Annotated in this window: 19 protein-coding genes and 1 riboswitch; of the genes, 12 read left to right on the plus strand and 7 right to left on the minus strand. The window is 62.0% G+C overall.

From position 1 onward, the window contains the following. Nucleotides 1-16: 16 nt before the first annotated feature. Together AC0J1C_RS00485 and AC0J1C_RS00490 are read left to right on the plus strand one after the other, a co-directional pair. Nucleotides 17-574, plus strand: coding sequence for a hypothetical protein (locus tag AC0J1C_RS00485; RefSeq protein WP_375191618.1), 558 nt, complete (start codon nucleotides 17-19; stop codon nucleotides 572-574). Nucleotides 575-587: 13 nt separating this feature from the next. Next, entirely contained in the window at nucleotides 588-1,001 is a 414-nt protein-coding gene (locus AC0J1C_RS00490) for a response regulator (protein WP_473045108.1), read from the plus strand. Between the two features lie 33 nt (nucleotides 1,002-1,034). Here AC0J1C_RS00490 and AC0J1C_RS00495 read toward each other — a convergent pair whose 3' ends face one another. Continuing rightward, nucleotides 1,035-1,307 carry a hypothetical protein gene (locus AC0J1C_RS00495; protein WP_375191616.1) on the minus strand — a complete coding sequence of 91 codons (273 nt, stop codon included), beginning with the start codon at nucleotides 1,305-1,307 and terminating at the stop codon, nucleotides 1,035-1,037. A 542-nt stretch (nucleotides 1,308-1,849) separates the two neighbouring features. Here AC0J1C_RS00495 and AC0J1C_RS00500 point away from each other — a divergent pair. After that, nucleotides 1,850-2,089, plus strand: coding sequence for a hypothetical protein (locus AC0J1C_RS00500; protein ID WP_375191615.1), 240 nt, complete (start codon nucleotides 1,850-1,852; stop codon nucleotides 2,087-2,089). Between the two features lie 20 nt (nucleotides 2,090-2,109). On the opposite strand, the gene AC0J1C_RS00505 is transcribed toward AC0J1C_RS00500, so the two are convergent. Continuing rightward, a complete protein-coding gene (locus AC0J1C_RS00505; protein ID WP_375191614.1) occupies nucleotides 2,110-2,643 on the minus strand; it encodes a hypothetical protein in 534 nt (177 codons plus the stop codon). A 186-nt stretch (nucleotides 2,644-2,829) separates the two neighbouring features. Here AC0J1C_RS00505 and queC point away from each other — a divergent pair, with 186 nt between their 5' ends. After that, nucleotides 2,830-3,498 carry a 7-cyano-7-deazaguanine synthase QueC gene (gene queC / locus AC0J1C_RS00510; protein ID WP_375191613.1) on the plus strand — a complete coding sequence of 223 codons (669 nt, stop codon included), beginning with the start codon at nucleotides 2,830-2,832 and terminating at the stop codon, nucleotides 3,496-3,498. Next, the gene (queE, locus tag AC0J1C_RS00515; protein WP_375191612.1) at nucleotides 3,498-4,154 is read left to right on the plus strand and encodes a 7-carboxy-7-deazaguanine synthase; all 657 of its coding nucleotides are present in this window, start codon (nucleotides 3,498-3,500) and stop codon (nucleotides 4,152-4,154) included. Before queC ends, queE begins: the two co-directional genes overlap by 1 nt. 3 nt (nucleotides 4,155-4,157) lie before the next feature. Here queE and AC0J1C_RS00520 read toward each other — a convergent pair whose 3' ends face one another. The 4 genes from AC0J1C_RS00520 to AC0J1C_RS00535 all read right to left on the minus strand — a co-directional run bounded on the left by AC0J1C_RS00520 (nucleotide 4,158) and on the right by AC0J1C_RS00535 (nucleotide 9,059). Continuing rightward, entirely contained in the window at nucleotides 4,158-5,222 is a 1,065-nt protein-coding gene (locus AC0J1C_RS00520) for an AraC family transcriptional regulator (protein ID WP_375191611.1), read from the minus strand. A 148-nt stretch (nucleotides 5,223-5,370) separates the two neighbouring features. Beyond that, the gene (locus AC0J1C_RS00525) at nucleotides 5,371-6,258 is read right to left on the minus strand and encodes an alpha/beta fold hydrolase (RefSeq protein ID WP_375191610.1); all 888 of its coding nucleotides are present in this window, start codon (nucleotides 6,256-6,258) and stop codon (nucleotides 5,371-5,373) included. Between the two features lie 111 nt (nucleotides 6,259-6,369). Continuing rightward, the gene (locus tag AC0J1C_RS00530; protein WP_375191609.1) at nucleotides 6,370-8,133 is read right to left on the minus strand and encodes an ExeM/NucH family extracellular endonuclease; all 1,764 of its coding nucleotides are present in this window, start codon (nucleotides 8,131-8,133) and stop codon (nucleotides 6,370-6,372) included. 23 nt (nucleotides 8,134-8,156) lie between these two features. Next, nucleotides 8,157-9,059 carry a helix-turn-helix transcriptional regulator gene (locus AC0J1C_RS00535; RefSeq protein ID WP_375191608.1) on the minus strand — a complete coding sequence of 301 codons (903 nt, stop codon included), beginning with the start codon at nucleotides 9,057-9,059 and terminating at the stop codon, nucleotides 8,157-8,159. A 272-nt stretch (nucleotides 9,060-9,331) separates the two neighbouring features. Between AC0J1C_RS00535 and AC0J1C_RS00540 the strand changes: the two genes are divergently transcribed. The 7 genes from AC0J1C_RS00540 (at nucleotide 9,332) to AC0J1C_RS00570 (ending at nucleotide 16,815) form a co-directional block, all read left to right on the plus strand. Further along, nucleotides 9,332-10,615: an MFS transporter gene (locus AC0J1C_RS00540; RefSeq protein ID WP_375191607.1), complete on the plus strand. Its 1,284-nt coding sequence runs from the start codon at nucleotides 9,332-9,334 to the stop codon at nucleotides 10,613-10,615. Nucleotides 10,616-10,767: 152 nt separating this feature from the next. Then, nucleotides 10,768-11,193 (plus strand): MarR family transcriptional regulator, encoded by a 426-nt coding sequence (locus AC0J1C_RS00545; protein ID WP_091989504.1) that lies wholly within the window; start codon nucleotides 10,768-10,770, stop codon nucleotides 11,191-11,193. A gap of 3 nt (nucleotides 11,194-11,196) precedes the next feature. Next, complete coding sequence (locus AC0J1C_RS00550; RefSeq protein ID WP_473045110.1) at nucleotides 11,197-12,588, plus strand: DHA2 family efflux MFS transporter permease subunit; 1,392 nt, start codon at nucleotides 11,197-11,199, stop codon at nucleotides 12,586-12,588. A gap of 51 nt (nucleotides 12,589-12,639) precedes the next feature. After that, nucleotides 12,640-12,826: riboswitch (yybP-ykoY riboswitch) on the plus strand. Nucleotides 12,827-12,832: 6 nt separating this feature from the next. Further along, a complete protein-coding gene (locus AC0J1C_RS00555; protein WP_375191605.1) occupies nucleotides 12,833-13,402 on the plus strand; it encodes a TMEM165/GDT1 family protein in 570 nt (189 codons plus the stop codon). A 115-nt stretch (nucleotides 13,403-13,517) separates the two neighbouring features. Further along, entirely contained in the window at nucleotides 13,518-14,504 is a 987-nt protein-coding gene (locus AC0J1C_RS00560; protein ID WP_375191636.1) for a L,D-transpeptidase family protein, read from the plus strand. Further along, nucleotides 14,476-15,972 carry an NfeD family protein gene (locus AC0J1C_RS00565; RefSeq protein ID WP_473045111.1) on the plus strand — a complete coding sequence of 499 codons (1,497 nt, stop codon included), beginning with the start codon at nucleotides 14,476-14,478 and terminating at the stop codon, nucleotides 15,970-15,972. Before AC0J1C_RS00560 ends, AC0J1C_RS00565 begins: the two co-directional genes overlap by 29 nt. 39 nt (nucleotides 15,973-16,011) lie before the next feature. Then, nucleotides 16,012-16,815: a slipin family protein gene (locus AC0J1C_RS00570; RefSeq protein WP_375191603.1), complete on the plus strand. Its 804-nt coding sequence runs from the start codon at nucleotides 16,012-16,014 to the stop codon at nucleotides 16,813-16,815. Between the two features lie 40 nt (nucleotides 16,816-16,855). Here the strand turns inward: AC0J1C_RS00570 and AC0J1C_RS00575 are convergent, their stop codons facing one another. After that, nucleotides 16,856-17,137: an Lpp/OprI family alanine-zipper lipoprotein gene (locus AC0J1C_RS00575; RefSeq protein WP_091989520.1), complete on the minus strand. Its 282-nt coding sequence runs from the start codon at nucleotides 17,135-17,137 to the stop codon at nucleotides 16,856-16,858. Between the last annotated feature and the right edge of the window lie 159 nt (nucleotides 17,138-17,296).

The raw sequence follows: 17,296 nt of genomic DNA on the forward strand, positions 1-17,296 counted from the left end.
ACCAAGGAACCAGCCCATGAGTGATCTGCCGGAACGTAAAGAACACCAGTCCCTGAGCATGATGTACGGAACCTACGCGGACATCCTGTTCGTGCTTTTCCCGTTCCTGGTGATCGGGATGCAGCGCCTGTGGGAAGGCCGTCTCTACGAGGCCCTGTTGCGACCGGACCTGAGCATCGCGGCGGCCATTCTCGCCGGCCTGGCCATCGGCAAGTTTGTTCTGGGCCTGGTCACCAATCGTGATCTGGGCCGATACAAGGAACGGATTGTTTTCTTCATTGCCCTCACCCTGTTCCTGGTGCTGGGCCCGGCCATTATTCTGATCCTCAGTATTCTGGGAAGCACGGACGTGCCGGGATTCGTCACCTTCGTCCAGCCGGTCCTGCTGATCATTGCCATCTCCCTCTATACCACGGCCGTGAGTATCAGTAATCTGCTGACTCGCTTCGGTGATCATGCCACCGCTGCCGACTCCGACGAGCCAGAGTCCGAGCGGGATCAGACGAATGCAGGCCGGAATCGCCCGGTGCCGCTCGACCTGCCGCGCCGCACGGGCAATGACCCAACAGTTTGACAGGAGTGACTCAATGACAGATTTGAGTGTACTGGTTGTGGAAGACGAACCGTTGATGCGGGAGCGGCTGGTGAGGATGCTTTATGAGGCCGGCGCCACCCGGGTGAAGGAATGCGTGGATGCGGCTTCGGCCAGGGCGGCTTTTGCTGCCGGTGAATACCACATTATTCTGCTGGATCTGGGTCTTCCGGACGGTGATGGTCATGAGTTGATGGGGGAATTCAAGGCTGCCCGGGAACAGCAGCACATCGTGCTGGTGACGGCCGACGATTCCATCGAAAGTATCCAGCGGGCGATCAGTGCCGGCGCCAACGGCTACGTGGTGAAACCCTATTCCCAGGAGAAAATTCACGATGTGGTCAACAATTACGCCATGGTGCACGGCGGAGACATGGCGCTGATGCAGGGCCTGAACCGGCGCCACTGACCGGTTCAGACTCTTGATGCCTGAGCGAAAGCGTCAGGCGACCTGTTTGGCAATCCAGGAGTTGTAACGGGTGGCCAGGGCCCGGACATACCGCGCTTCCGAGTCGTTCAGGTTGCCCAGTACCCCTTTGAAAATCCAGCCCCGCTCGTACACGCCCAGCACCCGCTGCTCGTCATCCAGATTGACGCGTTGATTGAGTTTCTTGCAGATCGCATCCAGCAGCGGCAGCTTTTCCGGACGCTTGATCGGGCCCTGGCGGTTGGTCATGGGCTGGTTCGCTGCGCGAGTGGTCGGATGTCTTCTCATGATGTTCTCCTTGTCGTTTTGCGGCTGCAAAAACAAAAACCCCGGAGCCGAAGGCAACCGGGGTTTCGCGGAGAAGCTGGCCCGGTCGCTGCGAAGGCTCCCGGGACTGACCGAAAGCCGTTAGATGTCTTTCACCATGGCACGAACAGACTGCGCTGCGCGGCGGCCTGCTGTGGCGTAAACAATGCTCTGTGGAATCATTCTGGTCATATCGGCTCTGGTGTTTCGGTTCGACTCTCAGTGTATAGGCTCTCTGACCTTTTGCAATAGGCCGCGCTCTTCGGCAATCCCCTACAGACGGTGTTCGGACGGCTTGCCATAATTTGCAGCGTCACGTGTTTTACGTTGTGCAATCCCGACTGCCTGCCGCGCCAGGCAGTTGATGGATCTCTCCTTTCTACGCAGCCCATTGGGCTGCGTTTTTTTTTGCGTAGTGGAAACCTCGTAGCCGGTACTTCGTACTGCGTTCCGGCTCTGTTCGGGCGATAATTCGCACCCTAAGCATTTTGAATCGCCAAGCTCAGAGGTTGAAACCGAACATCATGTCCGAAGACCCCGGATTAGCACGCAGAAAATTTCATTCCCATGCCCTCGTCGAAGTTGCCCTGGTATTAGCCCTGGGCGTGTACCTGCTGATTGCCCGGGAGCAGGTCGTCGGCGAAAACCTGGCGTTTACCGTGATTGGCGCGGGATTGATGGCCCTGGTGAGCTACTGGACGCTCAACACCCTGCGGGATGGTCTGGAAGTGCTCGCCCTGCGGGTGCGGCGCGCCCGGCATTGAGGGGCTGCGCTGGATGCAGGTCAGGCCTGACGGTCCTGACCCGCCACTGACGCGACGGATTCCCCCTCGATGGTCATCCGCTCCCAGGTTTTGTGCAGGATCAGGGCGTCATTGGCTGCGCGGTGTACCGGCAAGCCCAGCTCGCCGATGACCTGTTGACGCATGGCCGACCATTGCCGGACCTGGCGTGCGTTGAGTAACACCGAGATGGATTCCAGCTGGAACTGAGGGCGAATGCGGGCCGCCCGGAACAGTCGGTGCAGCCAGAAGCTGTCAAACGTCCAGGCGTCGCAGAACACCTGGTCGGGCAGCAGCTCATTGAGCGCCTGCGCCACTTCGCTGACCGGCGTACCCTCTGCCTCAAGAGTTTCCCGGGTAATGCCGTGGATCTGTTCGGCACTGTCCGACCAGTCCTGCCAGAGCACGTGGGGGCAGATCAGCCAGCTGTGCAGGGTTCCGTCCGGCATGCAGATGCCTACCTCAATCGGATAGCTCGCGATCAGGTCGAGGCTGGAGGCCTCGAAGTCGATGAATGCCGGGCGTGTCGTGGTCATGGCGCCAGTGTAGTTGATCCGTTGTTTTTTAGCCGAGTTTACCCGCCCCGAACCCGAGACGCGAACCGAACCTGTGCGTGCACTGTTACAATATGTCCACTCGATGTAAAAGCCCGATGACAGCGTCCGACACGGGACGCGACAGTAAACCACCCAGAACCCAAGCGCACCATACGGGGAGCCCGAATGACTGACACCGTGGTTGTAATCTATTCCGGAGGTATGGACTCCTACACCTTGCTGCACCTGGCTCGCAGCCGGGGCTATCAGGTACATGCCCTGTCCTTCAATTACGGCCAGCGCCACGTGCGCGAACTCGATTGCGCCCGGTCGGTGTGCGAGGCCCATGGCATTCCCCACCAGACCATCGACATTCGCGCCATGAGCGAGGTGGTCATGGCCGGATCGTCACTGACGTCGGATCTGAAGGTGCCCGAAGGGCATTATCAGGAAGACAGCATGAAGGCCACCGTGGTGCCCAACCGCAACATGATCCTGCTGTCCCTGGCCACCGGCTACGCGGTAACCGTGGGTGCCAGTGCCGTCTGGTACGGGGCCCATGGCGGGGACCATGCCATCTATCCGGACTGCCGTCCGGAATTCGTGGCGAAAATGGATGCGGTCTGTCGCATCGCCAATTACGAAGCGGTGGCCATCGAGGCGCCGTTCATGGCCATGGACAAGGGGCAGATACTGGCGGAAGGGCTCCGCCTCGGGCTTGATTACCGCCACACCTGGACCTGCTACAACGGCCGCGAGCAGGCCTGCGGCCGCTGCGGCTCCTGCGTTGAGCGCCTGGAGGCCTTCGCCGCCAACGGGGTGACGGATCCACTGGACTACGAGGTGGCGCACTGATGTACCGGGTCAAGGAAGCCTTCTACACGCTCCAGGGCGAGGGTGCCCAGGCAGGCCGTGCGGCGGTGTTCTGCCGTTTCAGCAAGTGCAACCTGTGGACCGGTCGTGAAAAGGACCGTGCCGGGGCTGTGTGCAACTTCTGTGATACCGATTTTGTTGGCACCGATGGCCAGAACGGTGGTCGTTTTGAAACGGCCGAGGCCCTGGCGCGCCACATCCGGGGCCTGTGGCCGGAAGCCGATGGTCGCCCCTACGTGGTCTGTACCGGTGGTGAACCGCTGCTGCAACTCGACGGGGCGCTGATTGATGCCTTCCACCGCCAGGGTCTGGAGGTGGGGGTTGAGACCAACGGCACTCTGCCCGCCCCCGAAGGCATTGACTGGCTGTGTGTCAGCCCCAAGGCCGATGCCGAGGTGGTGATCCACGATTGCGACGAACTCAAGCTGGTCTACCCGCAACCGCTGGCCCCGCCCGAGCGGTTCCTGTCGATTCGGGCCCGGCACTATTTTCTGTCACCCATGGCATCGCCGTCGGTACCGGCGTCTGGTCGGGACGAAATCAAACAGAGCAACACCCGCCTGGCCACCGACTACTGCCTGGCGCATCCACAGTGGCGCCTGACCCTGCAGATGCACAAGATTGTCGGTATCGATTGATCGCTAATCCGCCGCCAGTGCCTGTTGAGCCGGCGCTTCGGATCGGTCGGCCTGAGTCCGGTACTGGCTCGGACTGGTGCCGGTCCAGCGCTTGAAGGCCCGGGTAAAGTTGGCGGCGTCGGCATAGCCGAGGGCATCGGCAATCTGGCTCAGGTTCAGGCCCGAGTTACGAAGCAGGTCCCCGGCTCGCTCCAGTCTTACCTCGTCCACCAGTTGCTGAAAACTGGCCTGCTCTTCCTGCAGCCGCCGCTTCAGGGTGCGCTCGGAGACAAACAGGGTGCCGGCGACCCTCGCCAGCTTGGGCGGGAACGGGTGGCTGGTCTCGATCACACGCCTGACCCGGCAGGAAAAGCCGGCGTCCTCGGTCAGCTGTCGCAGGGCTTCCTCGCATTGTGCCCGGGAAGACGCGGCCAGCTGGTCGTCGGTGAACCGGACTGGCAGCGCCAGGCGTGCAGCGGGCACAACCAGCGCATTCTCGGTCGCGTCAAATTCCACCGGCACCGGGATCTGTGAACGGAACCGGCGGAAATAGGCCGGCTCAGGACCGCGGCGGAGTATCTTCAGGCCGTCCACCACCGAACCGGTGAGCTGGGCGCCCATGGACACGCAGCCGAACAGCATGGCGTCCATGATGAATCCGTGCAGGGGGCCAAGGTCCACGTCGCAGGTAACCTGGTAGCAGGCCAGGCCGGCGTTTTCCCGCTTGCGAACCTGCAGGTGTGGCACTCGCAGGGTCAGGTAGCGGGTCATCAGTTCCAGGGCATCGCCCAGCGTGCGGCTGCTCATGACGGCGGTGCCAAGGGCGCCGTGCAGTGGCAGCTTCAGCTCCTTCGCCAGCAGAATGCCGAGGCCCGGCTCGCCACTCTCGATAATGGCCCGGGTGACGAATTCACTGGCCTGGGGCTGGCTCACCCGAAGATCGGTGGACTCCAGCCTGGCCGGATCCAGGCCGACCCGGAGCAGAAGGTCCTGCTCGTCCACGCCGATACTGCGGAGCAGCTCGGCCAGCAGATGCAGGTAGATGGCCGGCATGCCCAGGTCCTGTGCGGTTGAAACGGAGGCGCGCATGGGGAATTCCTCGTCTGGTTCTGTTCTTGTTATGTCGCCAACGGCGTAGTTCTGAGGATTATGGCCTGTTCGGTGCGTTTCCCCCATGACCGGGTTGACGGAGCGAATGGCCCGAAAGGCCAATTACCATAGGGCCCGGGCGCTTGACCTACCGGCTGTGATACTGAACAAAGCGTTTGAGAACGGCGGCCGAGCGCCAGGGCGTTTCCAGCATGGGCAGGTGCCCGATGCCCCGGAACATATGGATTTCGGCATGGGGGGTTGCCGACTGGAACCAGTCCACGCAACGGGTGGGTGTGATCACATCGCGATCGCCCCACTGCACCTGAAGTGGCGAGGTCTTTGGACCCAGGTAGCGCACGGGTGCGAACCCGTCTGCCAGCATGTCGTTGAATATGTGCCGCAGGGCCGGCGTTCGGTCCAGAAGATCCGGGCCAAGCAGGCCGGCCATGGCAAGGGCGGACAGCGAGGGCTTGCCCGTACCGACGCTGTTGAACATCCGGTAGACGCCTTTCCAGTCCCGGGGGATCAGGATGTCGTCCCGGTCGGATTGCACCGGCGCCGTCACATCCACGTCAGCGTGCTCGGGGATGCCGGCACTGTTCAGCAGGGTGACGGATCGGGGCGCCGGAGCCAGCCGGTGGGCAAGAACCGCCACAATGGCGCCACCCATGGAGCTGCCGGCCAGGTGCAGGTTGTCCGTTGGCACTCGCGCCAGCCACTGCTGCAGGCGGCTGGCCTGGGTCTCATACCGGTAGCTGGCGTCGCTGTGGTAACTGCTCTCGCCGAAGCCGGGCAGGTCGGGAACCAACAGGTGCCAGTGCCTGGGCAACGTCTGGAGCCAAAGGGCCCAGTTCTCCTTCATGGCAGCAAAACCATGAACCAGAACAACGGTGGGTACGCCGTCGCCGGGCTTGCCCCGTTCAAGGAACACCAGTCGGTGACCATCTACTGTGGTTTCGCGACGGCGGGCGCCGACCAGCAGGCGTTGGCCTGTGCGGGCAGCGGGCCATAGGTTGGGTGCGGGAATCTGCATAGGAAAACCACCAGAAGTTATGGGTCGTCCGGCCAGTTTACCTTTGCAGTGGCGAGGTACGTTGGCCCCAATGCCAGTCCGGGATCGGCATCAGAGCGAGCGTCCCGGCGCTTACAGTTGAAGATCGAGTATAACGGGGTTGTGGTCGGAGGAGCGCCAGGGTGCGTCGCCGCTGCCTGCCAGGTCACCCCGGTATCCGAGGGCTGGTGGTTCATCAGCGTTGATCAGCCAGGTTTGGGCCCTGACCATGCGGTTGCTCAGTGACCGGGAAATCAGAGCATAGTCGAGGCTGCCTTTGGCTCCCCGGTATCGATAGCTGTAATGCGGGCATTCGCTGGCGGTACAGCCGTGTTGGCTATGGACCGCGCTGGCGAAGCCGGCGTCTTCCAGGATGGCAAGTGGCCATTCCCGGGCGTAGCTGTTGAGATCGCCGGCAATCAGTGTGCCTGCCGAGCCCTGCGGAACGGGGAGTGTCGCTGCCCAGTCGGCCAGGGCCCGGGCTTCTTCTGCCCGTCGCTGCGCGTAACAGCCCTGACCGTCGGCCTGATCCTGGTTAGCGCCCCGGGCGCCCCGACAGGATTTCGATTTCAGATGGGGCACAATCACCCGGAAACTGGCGTCACCCCCGGAAGGCCGGAACACCTGGGTGAGGGGTGGCCGACCTCTGGACTGGAACGGGCCGCGGGCCAGGCGTTGGGCCGGGCCAAGGGTGCGTACACGGTCTGCCCGGAACAGCAGGGCGGTGCGGATGGCGTCATCGCCGTCGCCGCCGGGGGTGCGTACAAACTGCCACGGCTCTCCCAGGGCCTTTGCCAGGCCGGCGATTGCGCTGTCTGCACCATAGCCGTCGTTTTCCAGTTCAGTCACCGCCAGGATGTCGGGGTCGGGGGCCAGAAGGGCCCTGACCAGTCGCCCCTGCTGCTGGCGAAAGGCAGCTTCGGTGTCTGCGCCCCTGGGGGTCGGGAAGCCCTGCCCACGGCCGTCGCCATTGAAGTAGTTGGCCAGGTTCAGGGCCATGATCCGTACGGTTGCCTCGGGCGGGCGTTCAGGGACCGCCGGCCGGGGATTGGCATTGACGAAGACCGGTGGCGACTCGGGCTGTACCCGCCAGGCGTCGAAGCGGAAGTCGAGCACGCCCGCCAGATTCCGGATGCGATCACCGGCGCGCACGGTCGTGGCAAAGGACAGGCCCTCCGGGGGCCAGGGTACGGGTCGGGGATTGCGCAGTGCCCGGTTATCGTCCAGGTGCACCCGGTGTCGCTTCTGCTGCTCGGAAAGCGCCAGGGCTGCCGGGCCGGGCGGGTGGAGTTCGGTGGGCTGAACCTGATCGGTTGCGGCCAGAGTCAGCTCTCCGTAGCGGGTCAGATTGTAGTTGTCGACGATGGTGAGGGGCTCGGCAAAGCGTACCCGCATATTTTCGAGCTGCTCTGGCGGCTGGCTCCAGGGCAGGGTCACCACGATTGGCTCAGGCATGGGTGCCGGGCCGCAGACTGCCACTTCCTTTGTCGACACCAGCTCGGTCAGGCCGTGAAATTCCTTCACCGTGCCGGTCACCCGGAGCCGGTTGCCGGGCTTTCCCGCCTTGCGCCTGGTGTAGACGAACAGGGCTTCGGAGGTCCGTGGATCCTGATCTGCCTCGGAATCCGACTGTTGCAGGTAAAAACCTCCGAAGCCGCCCTCGATTCGCGAATCCAGCGTAATAATGCCCTCCACGGTAACGGTCTGACCGACCATGGGTGAGGCGGGGCCATGGCCCTGGACAGTGGCTATGGGAGTAGCTGGGCGCCCGCAGGTGGGTTCCGCCAGCCCCACCGACGGCAGCAGCCCTGTGGCCAGGGCGAGCGCTGCGCGGAAAAGGAGGATCGGTGAGATCACATCGGTCGACTGGGGCAGGCCAATCAGGACAGGCCGGCTACGGCTTTGAGTGCTCGTTCGCGCTTGCTGCCGAAGCCCAGCTGATCGGGGTTGGCCAGCTCCAGCTGCTGGATCAACGGGTCCGGATGCTGGTTGTCAAAGGTGATGCCCAGCCGGGACAGCACATAGGGCGCCAGGGCAGCGCGGGTGTCGATTTCCAGGCGGCCACGCTCCATGCCGTAGTCCCGGGCGATGATATCCTGCTGTGCCTCGGTGAGGCGCTGATCGGGCAGGATCACCAGGGTGACTTCCCGATTCCAGTCGTCGTCCTGTTGCCGGGTGTGTCTTGCCCGCTGCCTGAGGGCCTCCGGTGACGTGCGGAACCGACTCAGGGCAAAATCCCGGAACTCGCGGTTGGATTCACACCAGGCCCTCAGGTGCCAGGCGTTTCCGGCGCATACCAGGGTGTGGGGCTCGAGGATGCTCTCAACCGCTTCCGGGCGGCTCAGGGAAGCGTAGCTGGCCCGCAGTTGCCGGCCGTAACGGGTGGCCGTTACGACTGCCCGCATGGTTTCCGGTGCAATCACCCGGTTTGGTCCCTGAACCACGGTGCTGTCCGGCAGGCCGATGTTGAGAGACTCGAAGGTGTTGCTCAGGTTCTGTTGGCGGGCAAGCAGGTCCAGGTATTCATTGACCAGCCCCCGCGTGACCACCGGCCGGAATTTGGCAGCCGGAACGTAGCCTTTGAGATGCCGGTCGTAGACCAGGTTGCCGGGAGCCAGCTCCCGAAGATAGGTGTTGATGTCCTTGGACGCCTGCTGCCGGCCAATCCCGAAGCTGTGGCAGATGTGATTGGTGGTCAGTCGACCTTCCCACAGGGCAACGGTTTCGATCAGTCGATAGCGAAGCAGGAGATCCCAGCGGATGGGCCAGTCCGTTTTTTTCATAACCAGGCGCTCACGGTCCAATGAATAGCTCGCGGATTATGTTACCTGCTCCAGCACGCAGGGTCTGTTACGGCACATTAATGTAAAACCCTGTCAAACCGCTCTACGACAGCCTTCGAGAGTTTTTGTGACGTGGTTAACGGGTTTCGGGAAGTGCCTAGTGGCTTGCGGGCCGCGGGCTGGTCTAATACCGCGCGGCAAAGTCCGGTGCTTGCTGCTATTGTGTCTGTCATCGTCCGAAACCCGTTCCGTACTGCCCGGAGTTGCTTGCAATGACCCGAATGGTCACTTCCCTGTCTGCCCTGATTCTCAGCATTGTTCTGCTGGTGAGTGGCAACGCTTTTCTGATGACCCTGCTCGGTATCCGTCTGAGTATCGAGGCAGTCTCGCCCGATATCATTGGCTGGATTCTGGTGTGCTATTCCATCGGCTTTGTGCTGGGCACGCTGTACGTTCACCGGATTATCGGCCGTGTTGGCCACATCCGTGCTTTTGCCGCGTTTGCCGCCATGGCGGCGGTAGCGTCCCTGCTGTACCCGATGGCTGTTTCGGAAATTTTCTGGGCGGCGCTGCGGGTCATTTCCGGTTTCAGTATTGCCGGTGTGCTGGTGGTGATTGAAAGCTGGTTTTCCAGCCGCGCCACCAACGCCAATCGCGGCGCCCTGTTCGCCGTCTACCAGATTGTGTTCTACACCTCGGCGGCCGGTGGGCAGCTGATCGTGAATATTGGCGACCCTGCCAACTTCATGCCTTTCTCCATTGCCGCCATCCTGCTGGTGCTGGCTCTGGTACCCCTGTCGCTGACCCGAATGGAAGCGCCGGTGATCGAGCAGGTCCAGCGCATTTCAATTTTCACCCTGGCCAGGGAGTCCTTCACCGGCGTGGCCGGATCGCTCATCTGCGGCATCATGATCGGTGGGTTCTATGCGCTGGGTCCGGTGTACGCGACCCTGGTGGGGCTGGATGTGGCCCGTACCTCGACCTTCATGGCCAGTGCCATTGTCGCCGCCATGATTCTGGCCTGGCCCCTGGGGCGCCTGTGTGACCGCTTTGACCGGCGCCGGGTGATGTTCTGGGTGGCGGCGTTTGCGGCCAGTGCCGCGGGCGCGGTGGCGGTGCTGGGCGCTGCCAATCTGTGGATGCTCACCCTGCTGGTGGGTTTGTTCACGGGCCTGTCCGCGACCTTGTATCCAATTGCCGTGGCAATTACCAACGACCGCATGGAGAGCAGCCGTATTGTGGCCGCCAGTGCCACCCTGCTGCTCAGCTATGGTGTTGGCAGCGTGATTGGACCGGTGGCCATGGCCGAGCTGATCAATCTCCTGGGACCCAAGGGGCTGTTTGTGGGCAATGCCGGATTCCTGGTACTGCTGGCCCTGATTACCAGTTACCGGATCAGCCATACCGACGATGTTGCGGTGGAGGATCAGGAGCACTTTGTACCCGCCATGCCGGAGACCTCGCCGGTGCTTACCGAGATCGATCCCCGCAACAACGAGTTCCACGCAGCAACCGAGGCAGTGGAACTCGAGGAGGAGCTGCGTCAGGCCAGCTGACGCACTTCGGTTTTTCCCGATTTGTATTTACTTCCACATCTGTTTTTATTTCAATGGTTAGCATACTATTGGTAACTTTCCGATAATGTGAGTTAATGGCCCACACGTAGCGCCCAAGCGCCGGAAGCGGCCTGTTTCAGGAGCAGAGAACCATGAGAGACCAGTTCCCTTTTGCGGTGGCGCGAGTCACCCGTCGCTGGAGAAAAATGCTTGATGAGCGCCTGAAGGATCTGGGCGTCACCCAGGCCCGCTGGAGCACCATGGTGTATCTGGAGAAAGGCGGTGAAGGCCTGACCCAGCGGGAACTTGCCAGTCTGATGGCCATCGAGAACCCGACCCTGGTGCGACTGCTGGACAGTCTCGAACAGCAGGGGCTGATTGAGCGCCGACCCTGTCCGAACGACCGCCGGGCCCGGCGCCTGCACCTGACCAAGGCCGGACGGAATTTCATGGATGAGCTGTCAGAGCGCGCAGAGCGGCTTCGGGAAGAAATGCTCGAAGGCATCAGCGACAAGGACATCGAATGCACCGTGAAGGTCTTCAACAAGATTCTGGAAAACGCGGAAAAGCAGAAGTAACCCTTGGCGGATAACTCGGTCGAAGGCCTGAGGGCCCGTTACGGAGAGCGCTGGCGCTGGCTGGCGGTGATCACCGTGATGACCGGCACCATGGCAACGGTGCTCAGTGCCACGGTGGTCAACGTGGCGCTGCACGACATCATGGTGGAATTCGGTATCCGTCAGGGCCAGGTGCACTGGCTGGCTACCGGGTTCATTGCTGCCATGACCACCACCATGCTCGCCTCTTCCTGGCTGCTGGATCATTTCGGCGTTCGCAAGACGCTGGCCTCGGCCATGGCGGTGTTCACCCTGATCTCGATCGTGGGCGGTTTTGCCGCGACCCCTGAGCAGCTGATTTTGGCTCGTATTGGCCAGGGCGCCATGGCCGGGCTGATGCAGCCCATGGGGATGTACCTGGTTTTCCGGATTTTCCCCCGGAACCGACGCGGCCAGGCCATGGGCATCTATGGCATGGGCGTGATACTGGCGCCGGCACTGGGTCCGGTACTGGGCGGTTTTCTGGTGGACCAGCTGGACTGGCGTTACGTGATGTTCGCACCGGCGCCGGTGACCCTGATTGGCGTAGCCATGGCCTGGCGCTTCCTGCCGTTGCCGGTGTCCAGACCAGCGCCTTACCGCTTCGACCTGCCGGGGCTGGTGCTGCTGGGCCTCACCATCGGGCTGGCCCTTGACGCCCTTAACCGGCTCCAGGCGGCCAGCGGCCAGGAAGTCCGTATTGCCGTGGAGGCTTTGCTGGTGCTGGTGTCCTTCACGCTGTTTGTGCTGCGTGAGCGCCTCACCCCACACCCGCTGGTCAATCTGAATCTGCTTCGTAAACCGGCCTTCCTTTGCGCCTGTCTCGGGGCCATGGCCCTGGGTCTGGCGCTGTTCGGATCCACCTACCTGGTGCCCCTGTTCGTGCAGACCGCCCTGGGCTTTACTGCCATGGAAGCCGGTCTGATGATGCTGCCGGCCGGGATTGTGCTGGGCATGGTGTTTCCGCTGGCGGGCCGCCTTGCGGACAAACACAGCGCGCGTATGCTCGTGACCTTTGGCATTGGCGTGTTTGCGCTCTCGGCAGTGCTGTTTGCCCTGTCGGACCTCGAGCTGGGCTTTCTGTGGCTGGCGTTCTGGACCGTGCTGGGTCGTATTGGTATCGGCTTCATGTTGCCGGCGCTGTCGACCGGCGCACTGAACCCGCTTGAATCCAGCGAGCTGGGTGCCGGCTCGAGTACCCTCAACTTCATGCGTCAGCTCGGCGGTGCCTTCGGGGTGAATCTGGTGGCCCTGACCATTGAGTTCGGTGAGCACAGCTCGGGCCTGCCAACGATCAATGCCTTCCATTCGGCCTGGTGGCTGGTGGCGGTGTTCGTGTCCCTTGCGGTGGTCCCTGTGTGGCGCATGCGGGCCTAGCCCGGCCCGGCAGGTGCTTGCGAGCGGGCGGCGAATTCATTAACATGCGAACCACTCTTCAGGGGAGTAGCCTCCGGATCGTCACTGCGGCCGGATGGTAGTCAACATACTTGGGGCCAAATCCCCATGGCTATCGTGCTTCACCGGCAACTGGGTGGAGTTGGCAAGACCTGAGGCGGCTGCACCTCCGTAGGGCGGAAGGTGGGCTGTCTCATGTCTGGATTTCCGCCCTGGAGTTTTCTTGATGGATGCTTTCCTCGCCTCAACGGTTGCCGTTGCAATAGCGGAAATCGGCGACAAGACCCAACTTCTCTCACTGTTCCTGGTGGCCCGTTACGCCGCCCGCCTTCCGATCATTCTCGGTATCCTGGTTGCGACCATTCTCAACCACGCGCTGTCAGCCTGGCTGGGTGCCTGGATTGCGTCGTTCATACCGGATACCTGGCTGCCATGGATCCTGGCCATCAGTTTTGTCGCCATTGCCCTGTGGCTGCTGATCCCCGACAAGGATGACAGCGACGACTCCCGGTTCCTGGGCATGGGTGCGTTCATGGCCACCACCGTGATGTTTTTCCTGGCCGAAATCGGCGACAAGACCCAGGTTGCCACTGTGGTACTGGCTGCCCGGTTTACCGAGACATTCTGGGTGGTACTGGGCACCACCGTGGGGATGCTACTGGCCAATATACCGGTTATCATGGCTGGGCGCTGGCTGATGGAGCGGATGCCCCTGGCGATGGCGCGAATTGGCGCAAGTCTGCTGTTCGTGGCGCTTGCCATTGTGACCCTGGTGGCAACTTACATGAACTCCTGAGACGGATGCCTGTCTCTGTACCCGGGTACCTGATGTTTTCGGAAAGTGTGCTATGTCGTTCAGAATCCTAGCGTTGTTTTTCATGGCCCATGCTCTGGTGTTCGCTGGCACCGGCATGGCGGAGCCGTCGGCCAATGGCGCCGGTGACAAGGCCACTCCAGAGCAGCCGGACCGTAGCCCGCGCGTGCCCACCTTTGCGATTGACGGCGATCTGGCCGGCCAGCTGGGGGTCTTCGAAACCAGCTATGAGGATACCTTTGCCGGTATCGGCAATCGCCTGGCCCTGGGTTATCTCGAGCTGGTGAAAGCCAACCCGGGGGTGGATCCCTGGCTGCCTGGCGAGGGCACCACCATTACCCTGCCGCGGCAGTACGTTCTGCCCGATGCCCGGCGTGAGGGTATCGTGATCAATCTTGCGGAATACCGACTTTATTACTTCACGGACCAGGGTGTGCAGGTCTACCCGGTGGGCGTGGGCACCGCCGAGAACCCCTCGCCGCTGACCGATGCCAAGGTCACCATGCCCCTGGAATCACCGGCCTGGTACCCGCCGGCGAGCATACGTGCGGAGTATGAGGCGGCCGGGGAATACCTGCCCCGAATGATCCCGCCCGGCCCCGGTAATCCCCTGGGCACGCACGCGTTGTTGCTCAGCGAGAAGGGCTACCTGATCCACGGCACCAACAAACAGTTCGGAGTCGGCATGCCGGTCAGTCACGGCTGTTTCCGGATGTACAACGAGGATATTTCCCGGTTTGTTTATCAGGTTGAAAAGGGCACGCCGGTTCAGGTGGTGCACGATCCGGTCAAGATCGGCTTTTCCGACGGCGAAGTCTGGCTGGAGGTACACCGCCCCCATGAAGAATACCCCCGTGAGGACCGGGACCGGCTCTGGCGGCAGGTGTTTGCAGAGGTGGAAGCGTTCCGGAAACGTCACCCCGGGGTTGAGGTCAAGCGCGGGGCCATCGAGATTGCCGTGGACCAGGCCGATGGGCTGCCGACCATGATCGGTGAGCGCATTACTCAGATGGCCGCCGACAAGACGGTTGAGGAGAAAACACCGGAGAAGGTAAATGAGCCGGAGCAGCGGCTGTATTTCTGACGGCAGACGCCCGAACACCCGCCGCCTGAAGCTGTGGGCACTTGTGCTTCTGGCCGGTTCAGTAATGGCCTTCGCTTCCCTGGCGCATCGCGTCCTGGCCCAGCAACCCTCTTCGGATACCGCCCTGGTGCTCACTGTCGAGGGTGCGATTGGCCCTGCTACCATGGACTATGTCACCCGGGGTATCCGCAGGGCGGAGTCTGAGGGTCACGGCCTGGTGATCATTGAAATGGATACTCCGGGCGGTCTGATGGATTCCATGCGGGATATCATCAAGGCGATCCTCGCCTCGGACGTGCCTGTTGCCACTTACGTGTCACCCCAGGGCGCAAGGGCCGCCAGTGCCGGGACCTACATCCTCTACGGCAGTCACATCGCCGCCATGGCGCCTGCCACCAACCTGGGCTCGGCAACGCCGGTGCAGATGGGCGGCTTGCCGGGCAGTCCGGAGCCGGCGGACGATCCGAATTCCGGCGACCCCAAGAGCGGCAGCGGCGACGAATCGGCAACCGAGGCACCGGACGACGCGCCAAAGACGGAAGACAGCGACAGCAAGCGTCGTGGCGGCACCGCCATGGAACGCAAGGTATTGGAAGATGCCGTCAGTTACATCCGGGGACTGGCCCAACGCCACGGACGTAACGCCGACTGGGCGGAGCAGGCGGTCCGTGAAGCGGTGAATCTTGGCGCCGACGAAGCCCTGAACAGGAACGTCATTGACGTGGTCTCTCCCAACATCCGGGACCTGCTGCAGCAGATTGATGGCCGAACGGTGCGCATGGCGTCCGGGGACCGCATCCTGCAAACCGCCGATCTGGAGATTGTCCGTTCCGGTCCGGACTGGCGTACCCGCCTGCTGTCGGTGATTACCGATCCCAACGTTGCCTATTTCCTGATGATCATCGGCTTCTACGGGATTATCTTCGAGCTGGCCAACCCCGGCGCAGTGGTGCCGGGTGTTATTGGCGCCATCTGTCTGATCCTCGCGCTGTTTGCCTTCCAGGTGCTGTCGGTGAACTATGCCGGACTGGCACTGATCCTCCTTGGGCTGGCGTTTATCGTGGGCGAGGCCTTTGTGCCCAGCTTCGGCATCCTCGGGGTGGGGGGTATTGTCGCCTTCGTGACCGGCTCGGTGATCCTCATGGATGGCAGCCACCGGGACATCTCGTTGCCAACCATTGGTGGCACCGCCGTAGTGGCGGCCGGCTTTATCCTCTGGACCGTGACCCGTTTTATCGGTCTTCGTCGCCAGCACCCGGTGAGCGGGCCCGAGCAGATCACCCACGAGGAAGCCGTGGCGCTGGAAGATTTCCCGGGGGACCAGGGGCACTATCGGGGCCATATCCGTCTCAGCGGTGAACGCTGGAACGCGGTCAGCGACAGCCCTGTTCACGAGGGCGACCGGGTGCGAGTTACTGCTATCGAAGGCCTGACGGTCACCGTCAGGGTCGTTTCGGACCAGCGCTGACCGGACCGACAGAAACCAACGGCAAGACAAGGAGGCCGTATGATTGGCGATCTGATTCCCTATCTGGCGCCCACCGTGGTGCTATTGCTCATTCTCGGTTCGGCGATCAAGATACTGCCCGAATACGAGCGTGGTGTTGTGTTCTTCCTGGGCCGGTTCCAGGGCGTGAAAGGCCCGGGCCTGATCATCGTCATCCCCGGTATCCAGCAGATCGTGCGGGTGGATCTCCGGGTGATCACGCTGGATGTCCCGAGCCAGGACGTGATCTCCCGCGATAACGTTACCGTGCGGGTTAACGCCGTTCTGTACTTCCGGGTGGTTGACCCCGAAAGGGCTATTATCCGGGTCGAGGACTACAACTCCGCCACCAGCCAGTTGGCACAGACCACTCTTCGATCGGTGCTTGGCAAACATGATCTGGATGAAATGCTGTCCGAGCGCGACAAGCTGAACTCCGACATCCAGGAGATCATCGACGCCCAGACCGAGGAGTGGGGCATCAAGGTCGCCAACGTGGAAATCAAACACGTGGATCTGAACGAGTCGATGATCCGGGCTATTGCCCGCCAGGCGGAAGCGGAACGGGAGCGCCGGGCCAAGGTCATTCACGCGGAAGGCGAGCTGCAGGCGTCCAGGAAACTGGTTGAGGCTGCCGATGTGATGGCCACCAACTCGGGCTCCATGCAGCTACGCTACCTGCAGACACTGGCGGACATGAGTAACACCAATTCCTCCACCATTGTTTTCCCGCTGCCGATGGAGCTGATGACCACGTTCCTGAAGGACAACAAACCGAAAGGCACAACCGGGTCCGGGTCGGAAACCCCCGAACCGGAGGCATAAAAAAGGCCGGCAGTGCCGGCCTTTTCGTCACGTATCAGCCTTATTTCTGGCTGGCACGCTGGAGCATACGCTTGGCACGCTCGTTGGCTTCGTCGGCAGCTTTCTGGGCTGCACGAGCAGCGGCCAGTGCTTCTTCCGCGGTCTGCTGGGCAGTGCGGGCAGTGCTGGCAGCGCTGTTAGCGGTGTTCAGTGCATTCTCTGCAGTCTGCTCAGCGGAGCTGGCAGTTGCATTTGCTTCGTCGATAGCGCCCTGATCAGTGGTGGCACAACCTGCTGTCAGAGCTGTAGCCAGTGCAAACCCGGCGATCGTCAGTTTACGCATTGTAAATCCCCTTATTGGTCGAGTTATTTCCTGTGATCCGGAAGTCAGTATAGACGACTTCCTGTCAACCTGCGCCCGAACAATATTCAGGCGTTGACTACCGGAGTCGTGAAACAGTGTAAAACACTCTCACGAAGAATGTTAACTGGAGATAGGTAA

This window comes from Marinobacter sp. E2 (genome assembly GCF_055755345.1).